Source organism: uncultured Allobosea sp. (genome assembly GCF_945957345.1).
Classification (GTDB): domain Bacteria; phylum Pseudomonadota; class Alphaproteobacteria; order Rhizobiales; family Beijerinckiaceae; genus Allobosea.
Genome location: NZ_CAMFKW010000006.1, coordinates 123098 through 144500, shown reverse-complemented (window position 1 = coordinate 144500; position 21403 = coordinate 123098). Strand labels below are relative to the sequence as shown.

Genomic DNA, 21403 nt, shown 5'->3' with positions numbered 1-21403 from the left:
GACCCGGAGCTTACAAATCTTTGATGCTTGAGCCCCCGGCATCGTCAAGCGCTCAGCGCGACCCCCAGGCGCCGAGCTTCGCCATCAACGGGAACGGCGACGGCGGCGGATCGAAGCGGGGGTTGAGCCCGAGGATCGGCGCGGCGCGCTCGATCACCTTGCCCGTGGTGACGCCGGCATTCCACGCCGCGGTCGAATAGCCGCCGCTCTCGGCATAGCCCTTCGGCTCGTCATAGATCGCGAGGAAGACGTATTTCGGCTTGTCCGAGGGGGCGATCGCCGTGAACGTCGTGAAGTTCTTGTTCTTGGCGTAGCGGCCGTTGATGACCTTTTCGGCCGTGCCGGTCTTGCCGCCGACGAAATAGCCGGGGATGTCCGCCTTGCGGGCCGAGCCCTTCTCGCCGTTGATGCGCATGATGAAGCGCATCGCTTCCGAGGTTTCGGGCTTGATGACGCGGGTCGAAACCTGGCGCGCCTCCTCCTCGGTCCGCTTCAGGAAGGTCGGCTTCATCAGGTAGCCGCCATTGACCAGCGCGCCCACCGCCGCCAGTGCCTGGAGCGGCGCGACGGCGAGACCGTGGCCGAAGGCGATGGTCGCGGTGTTGATCTCGCCCCAGCGCTGCGGGACGATCGGCGCGGCGCTTTCCGGCAGCTCGGTCGTCATGCGGTCGAGCTGCATCATCTTCTTGAGGAAGGCCTTGTGGCCCTCGACACCGACGGCGAGCGCCATCTTGATCGAGCCCATGTTCGACGAATGCACGAAGACCTCGGGCACCGTCAGGTTGCGGCCGGTGCCGTGATATTCCTTGATGACCTGGCGGCCGAAACGCATCATGCCGCCCGCGGTCGAGAAGGTCGAATTGATGTTGACCTTGCCGGAATCGAGCGCCATCGCGATGGTCAGCGCCTTGAAGGTCGAGCCCATCTCGTAGACGCCGACATTCATCCGGTTGATCCGGTCCTTCTCCAGCGCGTCGACCGGGTTGTTCGGGTCGAAATCGGGCAGCGAGACCAGCGCGAGCATCTCGCCTGTATTCACGTCCATGATCGCGCCGGCGGCGGCGATGGCCTTGAAGCGCTCCATGCCCTTGGACAATTCGTCGCGCAGCAGGTGCTGGACGCGCAGGTCGAGCGAAAGCTTGATCGGCTTCAGGTCGGACGCTTCGGTCGCGAGCCCGGCGCCGTTCAGGTCCTGCAGGCCCTGCGAGTCGATGTATTTCTCCATGCCGGCGATGCCGACATTGTCGATATTGGCGAAGCCGAGCACATGGGCGGCGGCATTGCCGTTGGGATAGACGCGCTTGTTCTCGGGCACGAAGCCGATGCCGGGAATGCCGAGCCGGTGTACTTCGGCCTGCTGGCGCGGCGTGATCTCGCGCTTCACCCAGACGAAGCCCTTCTTGGTGCCGAGCTTTTCGCGCAGGTCCTTGGCGTCGAGATCCGGCAGCACGGCCGTCAGGAGCTCGGTCGCCTCGTCCTTGTCGAGGATGCGGCGCGGCTCGGCGAAGACCGAGACCGTGCGGATATCGGTCGCCAGAATCTCGCCGTTGCGGTCGACGATGTCGGGCCGGGCGGCGGAGATCGCGTTGGAGGTCGCGCGGCGCAGGCCGACCTGCTCGTTCGGCAGCGTCGCCAGCATGACGAGGCGGCCGGTGATGGCGAGGAACAGCGCGGAGAAGCCGAGGATCACGAGCCCGACGCGCGGCTCGCTCTTCTCGCCGCTCATGCGGAAGACATCGCGCAGCCAGGCCAGGCGCCCGCGCTTCACGACCGTCTCCGTCGCCTCGGCCTGATGCTCCATCGACGTCTCCTGGTTCATCGACTGGTTCACGGCATGGCTCCCGGCGTGGTCGCGCTCGCCTTGCGGTCACGCGGCGTCTCGGTCGGCAGACCCAGGCCGAGATCCTCCAGCTTGCGGCCGATGGCATCGACCTTCGGCCCGCGGTTCGGGATGTCGGAGGGCTTGACCACCTGCGTCACCACGAAGGGCTGGAGATCGAGATGGCGCTCGGCCAGCATCTGGACGCGGTCGGGCCGGTTGAGAAACTGCCATTCGGCCTTGAGCACCTGGATGGCGTCACGCTCGCGCTGAATCTTGCCTCTGAGCTTCTGGAGCTGCTCGGTCGCAAGCGTCGTCTCGTATTTGATCGAATAGGCATAGACCGCCGATGAGACCAGCGCGCCGATGGCGATGACATGCAGGAGCTTGATCACGCTCAGGATCTCCGGCGCGGCTGCGGGTCGGGAACGGTGGAGAGCGCGACGAGGCCGGCATCGGCCCCGCGCGCCGGCGCCTCGTTGCGCTCGGCGGCACGCAGCTTGGCCGAGCGCGCCCGCGGATTGGCCCGCATCTCGACCTCGGACGGGGCGACGGCCCCCTTCTCGACCAGCCTGAAGGTCGGCTGCGCGGCGGCAACCGCCGGCGCGTGGCGCGAGCCCGCCGGCACCCGGCCGGAACGCTCGGCGAAGAACTGCTTGACGATGCGGTCTTCGAGGGAATGGAAGGTCACGACGACCAGCCGCCCGCCGGGCTTCAGCACCGTCTCGGCCGCATGCAGCGCCCGGACGAGCTCGCCGAGCTCGTCATTGACCGCGATCCGCAGCGCCTGGAACACCCGCGTCGCCGGATGCGCCCCGCCGGGCTCGCCCCGCACGATGCCGGCGACGAGATCAGCCAGCTGCTTGGTCGTCGTGATCGGCGCCTTGCGGCGCGCCTCGATCACGGCGCGAGCGACGGCGCGCGAGCGGCGCTCCTCGCCGTAGTGGTAGAAGATGTTGGCGAGCAGTCCTTCCTCGGCCTCGTTGACGAGGTCGGCAGCGCTCTGCCCGGTGCTGCTCATCCGCATGTCGAGCGGGCCGTCGAAGCGGAACGAAAAGCCGCGCTCCGCCTGGTCGATCTGCATGGACGAGACGCCGATATCGAGCACGACGCCGTCGAGCGGCACCATCCTGAAGCGTTCGGCCTCTTCGGCCAGCTCACCGAAATTGGCCTCGGACAGCGTCAGCCGCCCTGACATGGCCGCGACGAGATCGGCCCCGCCGGCGATAGCGCTCGGATCGCGGTCGAGCCCGAGCAGGGTCACGTCCGGCGCGGCATCGAGGATTGCGCGCGAATAGCCCCCTGCTCCGAAGGTGCCGTCGAGATAGCGCCCGCCGGCCTGCGGCGAAAGCGCGTGCAGAACCTCGGCGAGCAACACGGGCACGTGACGAACCTGTTCGCCGATGGCTCCGCCGGAACGGTCGCCATGGTCCGTCATGTGCCAGCCCCTCCCGTTGGAATCGTCAAGCTGCCAAGCGTGCGCTTCACGTCGCGCAGGCGCGTCCGCGCCGCCTCGAGATGCGCACGGAACCGTTCCGGCTCCCAGATCTGGAACTTGTGGCCATGGCCGACGAATGTCACGGCGTCGCCGATGCCGGCATGCGCCTTCAGCGCCTCGCTCAGCACCATGCGCCCCTCCGTGTCGATCTTGAGCACCTCCGAGGTGCCGTTCAGCGCCGTCGAGAGCAATTCCCACTCGTCCGAGAACGGCGAGAAGCGTGCGAGGATGTCGTCGATCGTGGCCCTCAGCGCGTTGCCGCCGGCATCCAGCGCCGGCAGGTCGAGCGACTGATGAACATAGAGACCCTCGTAGCCGTCCTTGGCCAGTACCGACCGGAAGCTTGAGGGAATGGAGACGCGCCCCTTGGCGTCGAGCCGGTTCGTGAAATTCGAGACGAAGCGGTCCGTCAACGCCGCCTCCCGGCCTGCTCTTCAGGGCGTCGCCGCTGAAATGCGCAAGCGGCGAAAGAACTCCCCGTCGAGGCGGGCAAGGCAGGCCAGCGAGCCAAATTCCGCGCGGCACACGGAGCCTGACCCTTGGTTTGCCTGCCGGCTTCGACGGGATGATTTGGGATAGCATGGGCCTATATGGGCGTCAATGGAATCGCAGGCACAACGACGCACCGGCGGGGACTCTCCGCCATCACAGCCCGTTAAGGTTAAGTATCCGTAAGCACGCGCAATTCGGCGCCGCCCAAGCTCTTCAGCCGGCGGAAAAGCGCCTCAGCGCTGCGAAAAAATTTTACGAACGCGCGTCGTTATTTTCGGCGAGCCATCAACAAGCCCAGGCCGGAAGCAACATGGAAGGCGTCACACCCTTGTCATTCCGGGGCGCGCGCTAGGCGCGAACCCGGAACCCCCGACTGGGTAAGACATTCGATCCCCAGCTCCGCTGCAGATCTCTCGCCCAGCCGTGGGTTCCGGGCTCTTCGCTACGCGAAGCCCCGAAATGACAAAGGTGACGGCTATGCAGAAGGCAGGCGTTCAATCTTCGTGCGAGGCCGCCAGCAGCGCATCGCGCACGAGGCCGAGCTGATCGCGCAGCCGGCCGGCCTCCCCGGCCGTCCCGCCGAGCGCCTGGCCGATCGCTTCCTGGACGCAGCGCCCTTGTGCGCGAAGCCCCTCGCCCTTCCCGGCGAGATGGATGCGGACCTGCCGCTCGTCGCGTGCATCGCGCTCGCGGCGGATCAGGCCAGAGGCTTCTAGCCGCTTCAGCAGCGGCGTCAGCGTGCCGGAATCGAGCATCAATCGCTCGCCGAGCTCCTTCACCGTGAGCCCGTCCTGCTCCCAGAGCACGAGCATCACGAGATATTGCGGATAGGTCAGTCCGAGCGCGGCCAGGATCGGACGATAGGCCCGGTTGAAGGCATGACCGACCTGATAGATCGCGAAGCAGAGCTGCTGCTCGAGATGCGGCATGCCCTCCCCGGCCTTGTCCTGCTCCGCCATCGCGCCCTCGCCGATCATCCTGTGTCACGAAAAGCCGAAAGCGGCCCGGCAATCAACCGCTCTCTGCCTTGCTCAAATTAATTGTTGACAATCTAATTGTACACAATCTATATGACAAGTATCGCTTCACCCAAGGAAGGAGACACCCTCATGAAGACGCTCTATACCGCCCACGGTTCCGCCACCGGCGGCCGCGAAGGCCAGGCCGCGACCGATACCGGCAACGTCAAGCTCGTGCTGAACACGCCGAAGGAACTCGGCGGCGGTGGCGGCGAAGGCACCAATCCCGAGCAGCTCTTCGCCATGGGCTATTCGGCCTGCTTCCTCGGCGCGCTCAAGTTCGTCGCCGGCAAGGAGAAGGTGAGGGTCCCGGAAGACGCACGCGTTTCGGCCGATATCGGCATCGGCCCGCGCGATGACGGCCAGGGCTTCGGCATCACTGCCAAGCTGACCGTCTCGGTGCCCGGGCTCGACAAGGCCGTGGTCGAGGACCTCGTCCAGAAGGCCCATGTGGTCTGCCCCTATTCGCACGCGACGAAGGGCAACATCCCGGTCGAACTGACGGTGGCCTGAGGCGGCGCATTCAGGAGCCTGAGCCAATCGGCTCTTGCGGCTTGATGCTTGGAAATTCGCTCCAGCGCGGAAGCTGGAGCGATCGCCGAGAACCGGAGCGGAGCGGACATCGGTCCGTGAGCACCGGAAGCGCAGGCGATCGCTTCAGATGCCCGCTGGAGTAGAATTTGCGGGCATCAAGCGCCAGTCGGCCTGTAAGCCGGGTTCTGGATGGCCGGAGGATCGCTCCCCCGACGTGACGGCCATTCCTCTGGGACGCGCATTGCTGCGCGCCTCGAGCAACCAACCCGGACGACAAGGCACAGAAACCTGCCCCTGCCCGCTTGCGCGGGCAGCATCGTCCCTATTCGGTTTTGCTCCCGGTGGGGCTTGCCATGCCGTCCCCGTTGCCGGGTCCGCGGTGCGCTCTTACCGCACCTTTTCACCCTTACCCTGCCGGAAAAGCCGAAGCTCTCCAGCGCAGGGCGGTTCGATCTCTGTGGCGCTTTCCCTGGGGTCGCCCCCGCCGGACGTTATCCGGCACCGTGTTTCCGTGGAGCCCGGACTTTCCTCCCTCGCGAGCGAGAGCGGCCGTCCGGCCGACTGGCGAGGGGCAAATGCGCGCTGGCGCGGCCCACGTCAAGCGGAACCGCGTCCGGTGTCTCCAAGTTGGATCAGTTGCGGGCCGTGATCGTGCGCACCTTGGCGCAATAGGTGCGGTTGGCGCCGCTCATATGGGTGGTCATGTGGCCGCTCTGGTACTTCATGATCGTGCGGCAGGTGTCGCCGCCGGCCATCTTGTAGGCCATGGCGAGGTATTTCATGCCGTAGCGGGCATTGGTCTCGGCATCGAGCAGCCCGCTCGCGCTGCCGGAATAGCCCATCCCGCGCGCCGTCTGGTGGCGGATCTGCATCAGGCCGAAATTGCCGGCATGCGAAGCGCGCGGATTGTAGCGGCTCTCGACGCGCACGATCGCGTCGGCCAGCGAGAACGGCACGCCGTTGGCGGCGGCATGGCGGGCGACGATCGCCTTGATGCTCTCGGAACCGGCAGGCGCCGCGAGCGCGCGGCTGGTGCGGGCCTCGGCCTTGGCCGAGCGAGTGCTTGCCTTCGTCGGCGACGCCTCGGCGGGGGCCTCCTCGCCCTTCGCCGCCGCGGCCTTGGCGCGGGCGATCTCGGCGTCACGAACGATCAGCGCTCTGGGGTCCGTTTCCGCGTTGACATAATCCTCGGCCAGGGCAACCCCGGAGAGGCTAATCAGGCACGCAGCCGCGAGACCACCACAGATATATCGCATGTCGAATTTGAACCCCATTGCGCCATGACTGGCAGATGGGGGCGGCCAACTGATATCTGAATGTGTCGATAATCTGGCCCGCTTCACAGAAAAACGAACTACTATAGGCACAAACAGGAATTTATTCTATATTAAACTATAAAGTATTCCCATGTATTGGCTGGCGCAAAAAACTTCGCCGGCTGCCCGCCGTCCGGCGCGAATCAAGCAAGCGAATCAGCCGCCCCATTTCGGCCCCATTCCCCACCGGAACTGCTTTTTTTGGCGCGGCAGGCCGCCGCACCGGGCGCACTTGCGTTGTATCGCTCCCTCCTTTCATCATCCGCGCTTCGGATTCACCGGGATCGGCTTTTGTGATGGCTTCCTCATTCTGGGGCGCTCTGGGCGGCGGCGGGCTCGGGCTCGTCATCGGCGGGCCGCTCGGCGCGCTCGTCGGTGCGCTCGCCGGCCATGTCCTGGTCGATCGCGAGGGCGCGCCCTTCGGCCCGGCCCCGCGTGAGCTCGTCTTCACCACCGGCCTCGTTGCGCTCGCCGCCAAGATGGCGCGCTCGGACGGCGTCGTGACCTGCGACGAGGTCACCGCCTTCCGCCGCATCGTCGAGGTCCCGCCCGACCAGCAGCAGCGCATCGAACGCCTGTTCGACCTCGCCAAGCAGACCAGCGCCGGCTTCGAGGCCTATGCCGCGCAGATCGCCGGCGCCTTCAAGGACGAACCCGCCCTGCTGGAGGACGTGCTCGACGGCCTCTTCCTGATCGCCGCCGCCGATGGTGCGATCCACGAGGCCGAGCACGCCTACCTCGTCTCGGTCGCCGGCATCTTCGGCATCGCCGAGTCCGATTTCGCGCGGATCGAGGCCCGCCATGCCCGCCGGCCGGACGATCCTTATCTCGTCATCGGCGCCAGCCGCGAGATGGACGACGCCGAGCTGAAGCGGCATTACCGCCGCCTCGTCGCCGAGACCCATCCCGACCGCGAGATCGCCCGCGGCCTCCCCGAGGAGGCGGTCGCCATCGCGACGCGCCGCATCGCCGCCATCAACGCCGCCTGGGATGCCATCCAGAAGGAACGCGGCATGAGCCGCAGCCTCGCGCCGCAACCCGCCTGAGCAGCCCGCATGACCGATATCGCTTCACCGGACGTGGCCAAGCCCGACAGCCGCTTCGCCGCCAAGATTTTCCCCTCGCCCAATCACGGCGAGCGCAAGCACGCGGACGGCACGCCGGGCCGCCGGCCGGACATGCTGATCTTGCACTACACCGGCATGCCGGTCGCAGGCGAAGCGCTGCAATGGCTCTGCAACCCGGTCGCGCAGGTCTCGTCGCATTATTTCGTCTTCGAGAACGGCCACACGCTCCAGCTCGTGCCGGAAGGGCGGCGCGCCTGGCATGCCGGCGCCTCGCACTGGGCTGGCGAGACGGACATCAATTCCTGCTCGATCGGCATCGAGATCGCCAATCCCGGCCATCCCGGCGGCCTGCCCGATTATCCGAAGGAGCAGCTCGCCGCGACGCTGAATCTCTGCCGCGACATCTGCGAGCGCTGGTCCATTCCGCCTGAGCGCGTGCTCGCCCATTCCGACATCGCACCCGGCCGCAAGATCGACCCCGGCGAGAAATTCCCGTGGCGGCGCTTCGCCGAAGCCGGCGTCGGGCTCTGGACCGAGCCGGCCCCCATCCGCGGCGGACGCTTCTTCGCCCGCGGCGAGAGCGGCCAGCCGGTCGAAGCGCTGCAGGCGATGTTCGCGATGCTGGGCTATGGCGTCACGGTGGACGGCATCTACGACGAGAAGCTCGAAGCGGTGGTCGCGGCCTTTCAGCGTCATTGGCGGCCGGAAAAGGTCGACGGCGTCGCGGATTCCTCGACGATCACGACTTTGCGCGACCTGCTCGCGACGACGCAGGGCTCCCGAATAGCCTGATCGCGATCCCGTGAGCGGCAGCGCCCCGGGGGTGCTTTGGCAAGGCTCGCTTAACTCCCGCCCCATAGTGTAGCCTTCCCGGTAAGGCAGACCGGAAGGGGGCAGCCTTGAACAGCCAGCAACAACATCTCGCCGCCGAGCTTTGCCGTGTGTCCGGCCAACCGGCCGCCATTGGCGCCTGGGAATGCAATCTCGCCAATGAAGCCCTGAGCTGGACCGATGGCGTCTACGATCTGTTCGGCTTGCAGCGCGGCTCCACCATCCAGCGCTCGTCGATCCTCGACCTCTATGAAGCGGGCTCGCGCAGCGAAATGAACCGCCTGCGCAGCGGCATAATCCGCAATGGCGGCGCGTTTTCGCTCGATTGCCGGATCCGCACCGCGAGCAATGAAAGACGCTGGATGCGGCTGATCGTCGGCGTCGGCCATCAGAATGGCCGCCCGTTTCGCATCTTCGGTTCGAAACAGGATGTCACCGCCGAGAAGGGCCTGTGGGGCGATCTGGCGGCGCTGTCACGGCACCAGCCGATCATCGCGCCCTCCACCCGCCGCGACTTCGAAACCCGCCTCGGCCAGGCGCTGCACGGCGCGCGCTTCGACCGGGAGGCCTTTGGGCTGGTCATCGTGGATATCGACGACTTCCACGACATCGTCGAAACCTTCGGCACCTCCGCCAGCGACGAATTGCTCACCCGTTTCGATGAGCGCCTCGCGCGGCTCTTCCCGGACGCTCTCGCGAGCGGGCGCATCAACAGGAGTCAATTCGCCCTTCTGTTGCGGATGCCGGCGGGCCAGCAGCGATTTGCCGCGAGCCTCGAGAATGCGCGCCATCTGCTCTGTCGGCCGATCTCGCGCGGAACCCTGGTGATCGACTTCACGATCTCGATCGGCGCCGTGAGCCTCGAAGAGCAGCGCCATCGCGACCCCGCCACCCTCTTCGCGGAAGCTCAGGCCGCCCTGCATGTCGCCAGCATGGCCGGCGGCGCCACCTTGCGGATGTTCGACAAGCCGCTTGCGAGCGTCACAAGCCGGCTGCCGGCCGAATGAACCGGCTCGGTCCCTGCAGGCTGCGGGGCCCTACAGCAACCGGGTGAAGACGATCTGCCCGTCGAGACCGCGGCCCATATCGCGCCAACCGTGCCGGACATAGAACCGCTCCGCCCGCGTGCCGGCGCCGGTTTCGAGCCAGGCCTGGGCATGGCCAGCGGCCTTCAAACCGGCGAGCGCCGCATCGAGCAGCGCCCTGCCGTGCCCCCGCCCCTCCTCTGCCGGATCGATGAACAAGGCCCAGATCAGCCCGGTCTGATGGTTGGCACAGGCGAAGCCCGCGATCTCGCCCGCACTCTCTGCAACAAGAAAGATCGCCTGCTCGCGATACCAGGCGACATCCGCGGCCGTCACCTTCGAGGGATCGCTCAGGATGTTCTCGCGCACGGCCATGCGGATGGCATGGATGCGCGGCAAATCCGCCACCTCCGCCTTGCGGATGATCCTGGCCTCGTCAGTCGTCACGAACGGTCTCCGGCGCTGCGGCAGCGCGTCATGCCCGCCGCGGCGCCGGAAAATAGCTACTCCGCCGCCTGCAGGCGATAGGCTGATGTGTCGTAGTTGAGGATCGGCGCAAGCCAGCGCTCGACCTCCTCGATCGTCATGCCCTTGCGCGCGGCATAATCCTCGACCTGGTCGCGCTCGACCTTGGCGACACCGAAATAATACGCCTCGGGATGCGCGAAATAGAGCCCGGAGACCGAGGAGCCCGGCCACATCGCATAGCTCTCGGTCAGCTTCACGCCGACGCGGCGCTCGGCTTCCAGCAGCCGGAAGAGCGTTTCCTTCTCGGTATGGTCGGGCTGGGCCGGATAACCCGGCGCCGGGCGGATGCCCTGATACTCCTCACGGATCAGGTCTTCGTTGGTGAAGGCTTCATCCGGCGCGTAGCCCCAGAACTCCTTGCGAACGAGCTGATGCATGCGCTCGGCGAAAGCCTCGGCGAAGCGGTCCGCCAGCGCCTTGACCATGATCGAGCGGTAATCGTCGTTGTCGCGCGCGAACCTCTCGGAGATGCGCTCTTCTTCCGCACCCGCCGTGACCACGAAGCTGCCGATATAGTCCGGCGCCACGCCTTCGGGCGCGACGAAATCGGACAGGCACATGTTCGGCTTGCCGTCGCGCTTCGAGAGCTGCTGGCGCAGGCCATGGAAGGTCGCGAGCGTCTCCTGCCGGCTCTCGCCGGTATAGAGGCGGATATCGTCGCCGACGGCATTGGCCGGCCAGAAGCCGATCACCGCCTTCGGATTGAACCAGCGCTCCTCGACGACGCGCTTCAGCATCGCCTGCGCATCGTCCCAGAGCGCGCGCGCCGCCTCGCCCTGCTTCTCGTCCTGCAGGATCGCCGGGAAGCGGCCCTTCAATTCCCAGGTCTGGAAGAACGGCGTCCAGTCGATCACCGGCACGAGATCGGCGATGTCGTAGGTGCGGAAGGTCCGGGTGCCCAGGAAGCTCGGCTTCGGCGGCTGATAGGCGCTCCAATCCGTCTTGAAGGCATTGGCGCGGGCGCGGGCCAGCGGCAGACGCTGCTTGTCGGCCTCGGAGCGGCGATGCGCCTCGGCGACCTTGGCATATTCCGCCTGCACGCCGGCGACATAGCCCGGCTTCTGCTCCGAGGAGAGCAGGCTGGAGACGACGCCGACGGCGCGCGAGGCGTCGTTCACATGCACCGCCTGGCCCTTCTCATAGGCCGGGTGGATCTTCACCGCGGTATGGACGCGGCTCGTGGTCGCCCCGCCGATCAGCAGCGGAATGTCGAAGCCTTCGCGCTCCATCTCGGAGGCGACGGTCACCATCTCGTCGAGCGAGGGGGTGATCAGGCCCGAAAGCCCGATGATGTCGACCTTCTCCTTACGCGCCGTCTCCAGGATCTTCTGGGTCGGCACCATCACGCCGAGGTCGATCACCTCGTAATTGTTGCACTGGAGCACGACGCCGACGATGTTCTTGCCGATGTCGTGGACATCGCCCTTCACCGTCGCCATCAGCACCTTGCCGGCGGCCGAGCGCTCGGAGCCGCCGTTGAGGCGCTTCTCCTCCTCCATATAGGGCATCAGATAGGCGACGGCCTGCTTCATCACGCGGGCGGACTTCACCACCTGCGGCAGGAACATCTTGCCCGAGCCGAACAGGTCGCCGACCACGTTCATGCCGGCCATCAGCGGCCCCTCGATGACGTGCAGCGGCTTCTCCGCCTTCAGGCGCGCCTCTTCCGTATCGACATCGATGAACTCGGTGATACCCGCGACCAGCGCATGCTCCAGCCGCTTCTCGACCGGGAGTTCGCGCCAGGCGAGGTCCTTGCCCGAAGCCGCGACCGAACCGTCGCCCTTGAAGCGCGGCGCGGCCTCCAGCAGGCGCTCGGTCGAATCCTTGCGGCGGTTGAGGACGACGTCCTCGCAAAGCTCGCGCAATTCGGGATCGAGATCGTCATAGGAGCCGAGCTGGCCGGCATTGACGATGCCCATGTCCATCCCCGCCTTGATGGCGTGGTAGAGGAACACGGAGTGCATGGCCTCGCGCACCTTCTCGTTGCCGCGGAACGAGAAAGACAGGTTCGAGACGCCGCCCGAGATATGGGCATGCGGCAGCGTCTCGCGGATCGCGCGGGTCGCATCGATGAAGTCGTTGCCGTAGTTGTCGTGCTCCTCGATGCCCGTCGCCACCGCGAAGATATTCGGGTCGAAGATGATGTCCTCGGGCGGGAAGCCGATCGTCTCGGTCAGCAGCTTGTAGGCGCGGGTGCAGATCTCGATCTTGCGCTGGAACGTGTCAGCCTGGCCGACCTCGTCGAAGGCCATCACGACGACCGCCGCGCCATATTGCCGGCAGATGCGCGCCTGCTCGAGGAAGGCCTCCTCGCCCTCCTTCATCGAGATCGAGTTGACGATCGGCTTGCCCTGGATGGTCTTCAGGCCGGCTTCGATCACCGGAAATTTCGACGAGTCGACCATGATCGGCACGCGGCTGATATCCGGCTCCGAAGCGATCAGGTTGCAGAACTCGGTCATCGCCTTCTCGGAATCGAGCAGGCCCTCGTCCATGTTGATGTCGATGACCTGCGCGCCATTGGCGACCTGGTCGCGCGCCACGTCGAGCGCAGCGGCATAGTCGCCCGCCGTGATCAGCTTGCGGAACTTGGCCGAGCCGGTGACGTTCGTGCGCTCACCCACGTTGACGAAGGGAATGGTCTCGTCGAGCGTGAACGGCTCCAGCCCGGCGAGGCGCAGGTAGGGCTTGGCTTCCGGAATCTGGCGCGGCGCCTTGCCGGCGACCGCCTGCGCGATCGCCTCGATATGGCCGGGCGTCGTACCGCAGCAGCCGCCGACGACATTGACGAAGCCGGCATCGGCGAACTCGGCCAGCATCTTGGCGGTGGCTTCCGGCCGTTCGTCATAGAGGCCGAATTCGTTGGGGAGGCCGGCATTCGGATAGGCGCAGACCAGTGTATCGGCGATGCGCGACATGTCCTTGATATGCGCCCGCATCTCGCGCGCGCCGAGCGCGCAGTTGAGGCCGATGGTCAGCGGCGCGGCATGGCGCACGGCGTTCCAGAAGGCCTCGACCGTCTGGCCGGACAGCGTGCGGCCTGAAAGGTCGGTGATCGTGCCGGAGATCATCACCGGCAGGCGGATACCCTTCTCGCGATAGACCTGCTCGATCGCGACGATCGCGGCCTTGGCGTTGAGCGTGTCGAAGATGGTCTCGATCAGGAGCAATTCGGAGCCGCCATCGATCAGGCCCCTGACCTGCTCGGCATAGGAATCGCGCACCTGGTCGAAGCTCACGGCGCGGAAGCCGGGATTGTTGACGTCGGGCGAGATCGAGAGCGTGCGATTGGTCGGGCCGATCGCGCCGGCGACGAAGCGACGGCGCCCGTCCTCCTTTTGCGCGATCAAAGCCGCCTCGCGGGCGATGCGCGAGCAGGCGACGTTCAATTCGTAGACATAGGCCTCCATGCCGTAATCGGCCTGGGCGATCGACGTGCCCGAGAAAGTGTTGGTCTCGACGATATCGGCGCCCGCCCGAAAATAGGCGAGGTGGATGTCGCGCAGCGCTTCGGCCTGGGTCAGGGCGATGATATCGTTATTGCCCTTGAGGTCGTGGTTGAAGCCCTTGAAGCGCTCGCCACGGAAATCGGCTTCCGAGAGCTTCAGGTTCTGGATCTGCGTGCCCATCGCGCCGTCCAGCACGAGAATGCGCTCGCGCGCAGCCTGGCGCAGCGAGCGCTCGATTTCGGCGCCGTCGACGGGAGCGGGAATGAAGTCGGACATAGGCTTACTCCGCCGCCACCGCTTGGGCCGCTGGCTTCTCGGGCTTGAGGCCGACGAGATGGCAGATGGCATAGACGAGGTCGGCCTTGTTCATCGTGTAGAAATGCAGGTCGGTCGCGCCGCGATCGATCAGGTCCAGGACCTGCTCGGCGCAGACGGCGGCGGCGACGAGACGGCGCGTCGCAACGTCCTCCTCCAGCCCCTCGAAGCGGTCGGCCAGCCATTGCGGCACGCTGGCGCCGGTCTTTCGGGCGAAGTTGGCGGTCTGCTTGAAGTTCTGGACGGGGACGATGCCGGGCAGGATCGGGATTTCGATGCCGCGCGCGCGCACCTTGTCGAGATAGCGGAAATAGACGTCGTTATCGAAGAAGAACTGGGTGATCGCCCGCGTCGCGCCGGCATCGACCTTCTTCTTGAGCGCGTCGATATCGGCATCGAGCGAGGCGGCTTCCGGATGCTTCTCCGGATAGGCCGAAACCGTGACCTCGAAATCGCCGATGCGCTTCAAGCCGGCGACGAGATCGGAAGTCTGGTGATAGCCCTCAGGATGCGGCTCGTAGGCCGTACCGAGACCGCCGGCCGGATCGCCGCGCAGGGCCACGACGTGGCGCACGCCAGCATCCCAATAAGAGCGGATGACCTCGTCGATCTCGGCCTTCGAAGCCGAGACGCAGGTCAGATGCGCGGCCGGCTTCAACGCGGTCTCCTCGACCATGCGCTTGACGGTGGCGTGGGTGCGCTCGCGGGTGGAGCCGCCGGCGCCATAGGTCACCGAGACGAAGCTGGGGCCGAGCGGCTCGAGCCGGCGCACGCTGTCCCACAGCGCGACCTCCATCTCCTCCGTCTTCGGCGGGAAGAATTCGAAGGAGACGCGCGGGCGGCGCGAGCCGTGGCGGCTGGGGCGGAAAGCATTCATCACGCAACCTCGAGATTGATCGTGCGGGCCGGCGGATCGACCTGGACGCGCCGGTCGCGGCCACGCCAGAGCATGACCGGGAGCTGCCCGGAGCCGCCATCGGCAAGGGTGACTTCGCGGGAAAGGTCGCAGGACAGGCCCGCTTCAGCGAACCAGGCGGCGATCTGCTGGCGGGAGAAGCCGAGCCGGCGATGGGCATGCTCGGTCCGCAGGAACTCCATCTCGTGCGGCGCGAAATCGACGACGATCAGGCGCCCGCCGGGCGCCAGCATCGCGGCGGCCTCGCGCACGGCCCGGCCGGGATCGTCGAGGAAATGCAGCACCTGATGGATCACGACGAGGTCGAAGGAGCCGCGCGCGAAGGGCAGCGCATAAATGTCGCCCTGCCTGAGTTCGACGCGCGACAGGCCGGCCTGCTCCAGATTGGCCCGCGCCACCGCCAGCATCGCATGATTGGCGTCGACCCCGACGGCGCGGCCGAATTTTGGCGCGATCCGCTCCAGCATCCGGCCCGTGCCGGTGCCGAGATCGAGCATGGCACCGGGCGAGCCCTCGCCGACGGCATCCTCGACAGCCGCTTCGACGGCATGGTCGGGCACATGCAGGCCGCGCAACCGGTCCCAGTCGCGCGCGACGCTGGCGAAATAGGTTTGCGCCGCCTCGGCGCGCGTCGCCCGGACGGCGGCAAGCCTTTCACGATCGGCCGCGAGCACCGGGTCGCTCAGATCGAGCCAGGCCGCGAGCGATGCGGCGAAAGCCCCGCCCGGCCCGGTCTCGTCGAGGCGAAAGAAGGCCCAGGCTCCTTCCCGCGAGCGCCGGACCAGACCGGCTTCGGCCAGGAGCTTGAGATGGCGCGAGATGCGCGGCTGCGACTGGCCGAGGATGTCGGTGAGATCGGACACCGAAAGCTCGCCCTCGGAGAGCAGCGCGAGAATGCGCAGCCGTGTCTCCTCACCAGCGGCGCGCAAGCCCGCAAGAAGCACATCGGAAGACAATGTCGTCGGCTGCCGCACGCGCTGGCGCTCCCGCCCACAAAGGAAAAAGATATAAAGATATCTTTATATCGAACACACCGTTCGTGCAAGCGGATTGTCGTGCGGAAGACAGGACGGAGGCTTATTCCTACTCTCGGAATGCATGGCCGGTGACACCTGCCCCTTAAAGCATCACCGCGGCGCAAATGAACTGTCACCGGGTCAGACCCGAGATGAGAGTTCGCGTCAGGCGGCATCTGGTCGATTTCTCGGCTGCCTATGGGAAATTCACGGCGCCGGAACGGCCGAATCTGCCCCTTACGGACTCTGCCAACATCCGGTTTCGGGTAGCCTGGCTCGGCGACTGGGCGGCGAGGTCGAAACTGGCTCGTGCAGGCCCGTGGAACGTCCACGAAACCGGCAGCAGGCCAGACCGCTCCACGGTGATGCGCGTTCAATCTTCCCGCAGTCTGCTCTTACGCTCGACGCAGGCCGAATGGGCGCGAGCCAAGGGCCCAGCCCGCCTCCGGGCGTCAACGACCTTCTGGGTGCTTATTCCGCGCGCACGCCCTACCTCGCCGGCACATTGCCGACATGTCGCCAAGCATTCTGCTTGAGCAGGCGGAGTGATCTGAGCGAGTAGAAGCGTGGCGATCGCAAGGGCGAGGCGCATGCTGGATCCCCGTATCATCCGATGATCGATAGCAGCAATGCGACCATCTCGGCCTGGCGGCGCACGTTCAGCTTGGCGAAGATGGACCGGAGCTGGGTCCTGCCGGTCTGGTAGCTGATGTTGAGCACCCTGCTGATCTCGGGAAGCGAGGCTCCCGAGGTGAATTTCAGGGCCAGACGGGCCTCCGCGGCTGTAAGGCCGAAGCGTTCCCTAAGCAGCTCGGTGGAGAGCGGCGTGACCTCAAGAAGGGGACGGATGACGAGCAAGATGCTGGCTTCGGTTGGCGCGAGCAGGCCGAAGCCCGCGCCCAGATGCGTCATCATCGGGTAGATCGCCGCCGCATGGCTTCTTCCCTGCGAACCGAGCCTGACGGTGTCAGACCCGAAGGGCAGCCGCTCACCCCTCGTTACTTTCGCAGAGGAATCGCGGACGATATTTGCCGCGTTCTGGTCGAGAATCTCCAGCCTGTCCCCGGCTGCGATCCGGACCAGATCCCCTTGCCGAACCAAGGCTTGCGCAGGCGCGTTTGCCGCCAGAACCTTGCCGTTGCGTGAGAGAATGAAAGCAGGATCGGCCATCGCATCGACGAAATGGGTGCGTCTTGTTTCCTGATCGGTGAGCATGCGAATCCGCAGCCGTGCGAGAGCATCGTTCATGACCGGCGCCAGTGCTTTGAGAACGGGCTCGATAACGGCGTTGAGGCGCTGGTCGTGGCGGGCGGCATAATGAACGACCAGTTCGGCGTTGCGTTGCCCGTCGCCCCAGATCTTGAGAACGGTGGCCGCGTCGCTCTCGCCGAGCGGGACCAGGAAGTCGCGATAGAATTCCGTATCCCCAAACGACGACGATGGGTGAAACTGCTCGGTTCGCTGCGGGGACAGGATCGGCAATCGCGCTTTTGATGCGATCCACGGGTTGATGTAGCCGTAATGCTCCGCAAATGAACCTAAAATACGGGTGTCGAAGCCAAATTGAACCAGGGACACATCGCGCCTGATGGCGCGGTCATTGGCCAGGAAGGCGGCTTTCGTTCCAGGGATCGCCTCACAAAACCGCTTTGCGAACTCAGGCCAGGCATCCGCCGACATGTCGGTGTGAGCAATGATTTCGGCCAGTTCACCGGCAAGGGTACGATGATGGAGGTAAGGCATCGTGTCTGCAGCATCGATTATGACGTCAAGGCGGCGGCCGGTCGGTCTCCTCCGATCAAACCGCGCGGAAGATGCTTCCGCAACGGAATTTTGCCGCGTTGCGCGACCAGGATCATACCCCAATTGGAGTAAGGCGAATCGGCCCCGGCGAGTGGGCGCCCGGGGCGCAGTCCGTCGGCTTTCTGCGCCCCCGACCTGATTGCCTCGATGCGAGAAACAGGCCCGCTACCGGCGGGTCAAGGTTCCGGAAAATGTCGCTGGCGCCGCAGCGAACGTGATCGTCGCGGAGTTCGGGCCCGTCAGCGTCATCGTGGCGGAGCCATGCGAACCATCACCAGGGGCGACATACTGGAAACGCATGACATTTCCGCTCGCTGTCCCGTTGAATGAGACTGAGGCATTGCCCCGCCCGCTATGCCACACGCCGCTGGCGGATGAGCCATGGGCATTGATCGTCAGTTCCGTCGGGTCGGAGACGAAGAGCCATTGCACGCTTCCGGTCCATCGCCCGCCGAAATCGCCGGATGCGCTCTTGGGCTCCGACTGGCTATCCGTGCGCGCAGAAGCCGACGCAAAGGAAGTGCATTTGGATATCGCGATATCCTTCGCGGATACCGGGCTGGTCCCGAAGACGCTCTCGTGATCGGAGCGCTTGTTCGCCAGGACCGTCTGATAGGGAGTGGAATTCACGTAATAGTCGACCCTGGAGCATCGCGGAGCAGAGCTGGTGACAAGCAATTCGGCCGCATAGCTTGGCGCCGAACCCGATGATCTGACGATCTTGACGGTGCCGGTGCAACTGCCTTTCGGCGTGTCGAAATCACAATCGGCGGCGACTGCCATGCCTGTCGTGACCGCCAGGGTCAGCGCTGCGAGGTGAAGCTGCGATTTCATCGATCATCCTCGTGACGGCTTCCTGGCCGTCGCATTCCGGTTCTCGGTAACCGGCTTCCACGAATGACAGGGCAGTAACCGGCGTTTCGCGCGGGCAAACTCAGCGGCGCCTGCCGCTGCCGACCAGCGAGCCGAGATCGCTGCAGACGCGCTTGACCTGGGAGCAGTCCTGATACGCCACGGGACGGACCGATTGGACCGGAACGGATTGGCAGCTCGTCTGCCGGCGGCCAGCGAAATACATGGTGTTGCAGCGCTGCTGATACTGGACGAATTGCTCGGTGCGGTAGGCTGGGCGGCACTGGCGTTGCATCACGCATCCGGCCGATGCTTCACCGGCCCCAAAGAGAGCGAGCGCGAACAGGCCTGCTGCAGCGATGTATCCGGGGCGAGTATGGCGCCGGCGGGTGCAGGTATCGCCGAGTGGTTCGATCTGGCTTCTCATATACACTCCTCCAGCACCGGAAAGCGGATTGGAGCTTCGATGAGATCACCTCCGAAAACCGCAGACATGCTCCAATTGGAGTAAGCGCCGGCAGGTTCCTCGTATCTCGATGACGAGCGCCATTCTCGATCCCAGGATTACCGGCGCATTACGCTACGGCGCCGCGAGGCGTCAGGTCGGAAACGTCAGGGTGACGGTGGTGCCGCCGCCGGACGTCTCGTCGATCGAGAGGCTCGCACCGTGAAGCGCCGCCACCTGCGCGACGATGGAGAGTCCGAGCCCGGTACCCGAGCCGTCCTGCTTGCCGCGCGCGAAGGGCTCGATGACCGCTCGCCCGTCATAGGCCGAGCCGAGTCCGGCGCCGAAGTCGATAACAGAGACCCGACCGGGCGCTCCGACCTCAACCACAACCCGTCCGCCCGCCCCGCCATGCTGGATCGCGTTGCGGATGAGATTTGACAGGCCGATACCGATCGCCTGGACCGAGCCGGAGATCATCTCCGGCGCATCGCCACGGAACTCGAGATCGATGCCGCCCGCCAACGCGGTCGGCACTTCCCGTGCGGCCGCGTCGCGGGCCGTTGCGGCAAGATCGATCCGGGTCATCTCGGTCGGCTGGGACGTCAGGCGCGCCAACTGCAACAGCATCGTCACCGTTCCGGACAGCGATTGCAGCTCGCCGACGAGCTCCGCCTTGATCTCCTTGTCTTCGACGCGTTCGAGCCTGGTGCGCAGGCGCGTCAGCGGCGTGCGCAGCTCATGAGCGGCATTGGAGAGGAAGCGCCGCTGCTCGGCCGTCGCTGCATCGATGCGGTCCAGCGCGCGGTTGAAGGCGAGAGCCAGAGGCCTCAGCTCGGAGGGCTGGCTCTGGATCGGCAGCCGCACGCCGTCCCTGGCGCCGATCTCTTCGGCTGCGGCCGCGGCGCGCCGAACGGGCCGCACGATCAAAGCGGGGACGACCAGAACGGTCGTGAGAATGATGATTGTGAGAGCTGCGGCCAGCATGGTCGAGGTTATGTCGGGCTCCCTGAGGAGTGACAGGACGACCTCGGTGCTGCTGTAGGCGGCTCCGCCGAGCTCGATGAGGATATCGGGATCGGTGCCGACGCGCGCGGAGCGGCTCATACGTAGGAAATTACCGCCGGCGTCATGGGCCGAAAGGGCCTGCGGTGGGTCCCACACATCCTTGCCCGCCAGCACCCGGGCCGGCACCTCGCCATAGGAGAGACTGCCCTGCGGCGTGCTCACCATGTACCAGAGCTTCGGAAACTGGCGCTGGAACGCCAGCAGCTTCACGGTCGGAGCGATCCGGGGCCGGCCGCTCTCGTCCTTGTCGACGGAGCGCTTGATTTCAGTGGCGATGTCATATTGGGCGACATCGCCGTCGTCGCCATAGAAGGCGATGAAGCCCAGAAACAGGCAGAATAGGAACGCCGAGATCAGCCCGCCGAGCAGCATGGCCGCCGAGGTGGCGATCGACCGGCCCTTCAGCGTCATGCTGAATCCGTCATCAGATAGCCGATCCCGCGCAACGGCTTGATCTCGGCTTGGCAACCGTTTTCGCGCAAGCGCTTGCGCAGGCGGGACAGATGGGCATCGATCGCATTGGACTGGATCTCGTCGTCGAAGCCATAGACCGCATTCTCGAGGCTCTCGCGCAGGACGACCTGGCCCGCCCGTCGCATCAACGCTTCGAGTAGGGCCAGTTCCCTGCGCGGCAGGATCAGGAGTTGGTCGTCGACATAGGCGGTTCGCGCGAAGATGTCGAAACGGAGATTGGCGACGCTCGAGACGCCTTTCTGGTCGAGCTGGTTGCGCCTGAGAACCGCCTTGGCGCGCGCAATCAGCTCGACCGGCTCGAAGGGCTTGGCGAGATAGTCGTCGGCGCCGGCATCGAGCGCCTTGGCGATGTCGTTCGGGTCGTCGAGCGCCGTCAGCACCAGAATGCTCGGGCGCGGGTTGAGCCTCCGCATCGTGGCAATGAGCGAGATCGCGTCCCCGTCGGGCAGGCGCCGATCCATCACGATGAGATCGAAAGGGCGCACCTTCAGCGCAGCGCGTGCCTCGTCAAGCGTCGCCACGAGATCCGCCCCGCCGAGCGCCTTCTCCAGCGCATCGCGGAGCCACGGACCGAGATCGGCATCATCCTCGACGACAAGCAGGCGCACTGGCGAACATTCCTTGGGTACGCGTCGCTTCTTTGACGGGCATCCTTACACGAAGATTACGCCCTCGCCCCAGAGCCACCGGATGACCGGCGAGGGCCACGTCACCCCGTCGCGTAATGTTCGCGCAACGTCGGGCGCTTGCTCTGAACGGCATGAGATCGTCGCACACGTCGAGGAACAGGCTCTTGCAATGTCGGGAAGAGCAACGGCTCCCTCTGCCGCTGCGGATTCTCGCGGCGGCGAGCATCCTATTCGGCTTCTTCATTGGGCCCCTGCTCGCCGTCGCGCTCCTGCACGGCCAATGACCTCACACCATCGCCGGGTT

19 protein-coding genes and 1 other RNA gene are annotated in these 21403 nt (G+C 65.7%); 4 read left to right on the top strand and 16 right to left on the bottom strand.

All coding sequences use genetic code 11. The features are described from left to right. Positions 1–52: 52 nt before the first annotated feature. The 5 genes from Q0Q36_RS05000 to Q0Q36_RS04980 all read right to left on the bottom strand — a co-directional run bounded on the left by Q0Q36_RS05000 (position 53) and on the right by Q0Q36_RS04980 (position 4786). On the bottom strand, positions 53–1801 hold the full coding sequence (locus Q0Q36_RS05000; RefSeq protein ID WP_293796070.1) for a penicillin-binding protein 2: 1749 nt from the start codon (positions 1799–1801) through the stop codon (positions 53–55). A gap of 26 nt (positions 1802–1827) precedes the next feature. Further along, positions 1828–2214 (bottom strand): hypothetical protein, encoded by a 387-nt coding sequence (locus tag Q0Q36_RS04995; RefSeq protein WP_293796038.1) that lies wholly within the window; start codon positions 2212–2214, stop codon positions 1828–1830. Positions 2215–2216: 2 nt separating this feature from the next. Continuing rightward, on the bottom strand, positions 2217–3257 hold the full coding sequence (gene rsmH, locus Q0Q36_RS04990) for a 16S rRNA (cytosine(1402)-N(4))-methyltransferase RsmH (protein WP_293796035.1): 1041 nt from the start codon (positions 3255–3257) through the stop codon (positions 2217–2219). Further along, positions 3254–3730, bottom strand: a complete 477-nt coding sequence (locus Q0Q36_RS04985) for a division/cell wall cluster transcriptional repressor MraZ (protein WP_265060260.1) — start codon at positions 3728–3730, stop codon at positions 3254–3256. The genes rsmH and Q0Q36_RS04985 overlap by 4 nt, the downstream gene beginning before the upstream one ends. Positions 3731–4303: 573 nt before the next feature. Then, on the bottom strand, positions 4304–4786 hold the full coding sequence (locus tag Q0Q36_RS04980; protein WP_293796033.1) for a MarR family transcriptional regulator: 483 nt from the start codon (positions 4784–4786) through the stop codon (positions 4304–4306). A 132-nt stretch (positions 4787–4918) separates the two neighbouring features. Here Q0Q36_RS04980 and Q0Q36_RS04975 point away from each other — a divergent pair, with 132 nt between their 5' ends. Beyond that, positions 4919–5341, top strand: a complete 423-nt coding sequence (locus Q0Q36_RS04975; RefSeq protein WP_293796032.1) for an organic hydroperoxide resistance protein — start codon at positions 4919–4921, stop codon at positions 5339–5341. Positions 5342–5520: 179 nt separating this feature from the next. On the opposite strand, the gene rnpB is transcribed toward Q0Q36_RS04975, so the two are convergent. Together rnpB and Q0Q36_RS04965 are read right to left on the bottom strand one after the other, a co-directional pair. After that, positions 5521–5927, bottom strand: an RNA gene (gene rnpB, locus Q0Q36_RS04970) — RNase P RNA component class A. A 67-nt stretch (positions 5928–5994) separates the two neighbouring features. Beyond that, positions 5995–6618, bottom strand: coding sequence for a lytic transglycosylase domain-containing protein (locus Q0Q36_RS04965; protein ID WP_293796030.1), 624 nt, complete (start codon positions 6616–6618; stop codon positions 5995–5997). A 356-nt stretch (positions 6619–6974) separates the two neighbouring features. On the opposite strand from Q0Q36_RS04965, the gene Q0Q36_RS04960 reads away from it, so the two are divergent. The 3 genes from Q0Q36_RS04960 (at position 6975) to Q0Q36_RS04950 (ending at position 9583) form a co-directional block, all read left to right on the top strand. Next, entirely contained in the window at positions 6975–7724 is a 750-nt protein-coding gene (locus Q0Q36_RS04960; RefSeq protein ID WP_293796029.1) for a DnaJ family molecular chaperone, read from the top strand. A gap of 9 nt (positions 7725–7733) precedes the next feature. After that, a complete protein-coding gene (locus tag Q0Q36_RS04955; protein WP_293796028.1) occupies positions 7734–8537 on the top strand; it encodes an N-acetylmuramoyl-L-alanine amidase in 804 nt (267 codons plus the stop codon). 149 nt (positions 8538–8686) lie between these two features. After that, on the top strand, positions 8687–9583 hold the full coding sequence (locus tag Q0Q36_RS04950; RefSeq protein ID WP_293796026.1) for a diguanylate cyclase: 897 nt from the start codon (positions 8687–8689) through the stop codon (positions 9581–9583). Positions 9584–9613: 30 nt separating this feature from the next. Here the strand turns inward: Q0Q36_RS04950 and Q0Q36_RS04945 are convergent, their stop codons facing one another. The 9 genes from Q0Q36_RS04945 to Q0Q36_RS04905 form a co-directional block, all read right to left on the bottom strand. Next, positions 9614–10048 (bottom strand): GNAT family N-acetyltransferase, encoded by a 435-nt coding sequence (locus tag Q0Q36_RS04945; RefSeq protein ID WP_293796024.1) that lies wholly within the window; start codon positions 10046–10048, stop codon positions 9614–9616. A gap of 56 nt (positions 10049–10104) precedes the next feature. Continuing rightward, positions 10105–13857, bottom strand: coding sequence for a methionine synthase (gene metH, locus Q0Q36_RS04940; RefSeq protein ID WP_293796022.1), 3753 nt, complete (start codon positions 13855–13857; stop codon positions 10105–10107). A 4-nt stretch (positions 13858–13861) separates the two neighbouring features. Beyond that, a complete protein-coding gene (gene metF, locus Q0Q36_RS04935; RefSeq protein ID WP_293796021.1) occupies positions 13862–14773 on the bottom strand; it encodes a methylenetetrahydrofolate reductase [NAD(P)H] in 912 nt (303 codons plus the stop codon). Continuing rightward, positions 14773–15786 (bottom strand): metalloregulator ArsR/SmtB family transcription factor, encoded by a 1014-nt coding sequence (locus tag Q0Q36_RS04930; RefSeq protein WP_293796019.1) that lies wholly within the window; start codon positions 15784–15786, stop codon positions 14773–14775. Before Q0Q36_RS04930 ends, metF begins: the two co-directional genes overlap by 1 nt. Before the next feature lie 648 nt (positions 15787–16434). Further along, the gene (locus Q0Q36_RS04925; protein WP_293796016.1) at positions 16435–17571 is read right to left on the bottom strand and encodes a helix-turn-helix transcriptional regulator; all 1137 of its coding nucleotides are present in this window, start codon (positions 17569–17571) and stop codon (positions 16435–16437) included. A gap of 225 nt (positions 17572–17796) precedes the next feature. After that, the gene (locus Q0Q36_RS04920) at positions 17797–18465 is read right to left on the bottom strand and encodes a hypothetical protein (RefSeq protein WP_293796014.1); all 669 of its coding nucleotides are present in this window, start codon (positions 18463–18465) and stop codon (positions 17797–17799) included. Between the two features lie 100 nt (positions 18466–18565). Then, entirely contained in the window at positions 18566–18910 is a 345-nt protein-coding gene (locus tag Q0Q36_RS04915; protein ID WP_293796013.1) for a hypothetical protein, read from the bottom strand. 171 nt (positions 18911–19081) lie between these two features. After that, positions 19082–20407: a HAMP domain-containing sensor histidine kinase gene (locus tag Q0Q36_RS04910; protein WP_293796012.1), complete on the bottom strand. Its 1326-nt coding sequence runs from the start codon at positions 20405–20407 to the stop codon at positions 19082–19084. Next, the gene (locus Q0Q36_RS04905) at positions 20404–21078 is read right to left on the bottom strand and encodes a response regulator transcription factor (RefSeq protein ID WP_293796011.1); all 675 of its coding nucleotides are present in this window, start codon (positions 21076–21078) and stop codon (positions 20404–20406) included. The genes Q0Q36_RS04910 and Q0Q36_RS04905 overlap by 4 nt, the downstream gene beginning before the upstream one ends. Positions 21079–21403 lie beyond the last annotated feature (325 nt).

Bases quoted from the DNA above. Each gene is read 5' to 3' on its own strand.
- metF (WP_293796021.1), bottom strand. From the start codon at position 14,773: ATGAATGCTTTCCGCCCCAGCCGCCACGGCTCGCGCCGCCCGCGCGTC.
- Q0Q36_RS04965 (WP_293796030.1), bottom strand. From the start codon at position 6,618: ATGCGATATATCTGTGGTGGTCTCGCGGCTGCGTGCCTGATTAGCCTC.
- Q0Q36_RS04975 (WP_293796032.1), top strand. From the start codon at position 4,919: ATGAAGACGCTCTATACCGCCCACGGTTCCGCCACCGGCGGCCGCGAA.
- Q0Q36_RS04910 (WP_293796012.1), bottom strand. From the start codon at position 20,407: ATGACGCTGAAGGGCCGGTCGATCGCCACCTCGGCGGCCATGCTGCTC.
- Q0Q36_RS04925 (WP_293796016.1), bottom strand. From the start codon at position 17,571: ATGCCTTACCTCCATCATCGTACCCTTGCCGGTGAACTGGCCGAAATC.
- Q0Q36_RS04920 (WP_293796014.1), bottom strand. From the start codon at position 18,465: ATGAAATCGCAGCTTCACCTCGCAGCGCTGACCCTGGCGGTCACGACA.
- Q0Q36_RS04915 (WP_293796013.1), bottom strand. From the start codon at position 18,910: ATGAGAAGCCAGATCGAACCACTCGGCGATACCTGCACCCGCCGGCGC.
- Q0Q36_RS04960 (WP_293796029.1), top strand. From the start codon at position 6,975: ATGGCTTCCTCATTCTGGGGCGCTCTGGGCGGCGGCGGGCTCGGGCTC.
- rsmH (WP_293796035.1), bottom strand. From the start codon at position 3,257: ATGACGGACCATGGCGACCGTTCCGGCGGAGCCATCGGCGAACAGGTT.
- Q0Q36_RS04980 (WP_293796033.1), bottom strand. From the start codon at position 4,786: ATGATCGGCGAGGGCGCGATGGCGGAGCAGGACAAGGCCGGGGAGGGC.
- Q0Q36_RS05000 (WP_293796070.1), bottom strand. From the start codon at position 1,801: ATGGAGCATCAGGCCGAGGCGACGGAGACGGTCGTGAAGCGCGGGCGC.
- metH (WP_293796022.1), bottom strand. From the start codon at position 13,857: ATGTCCGACTTCATTCCCGCTCCCGTCGACGGCGCCGAAATCGAGCGC.
- Q0Q36_RS04955 (WP_293796028.1), top strand. From the start codon at position 7,734: ATGACCGATATCGCTTCACCGGACGTGGCCAAGCCCGACAGCCGCTTC.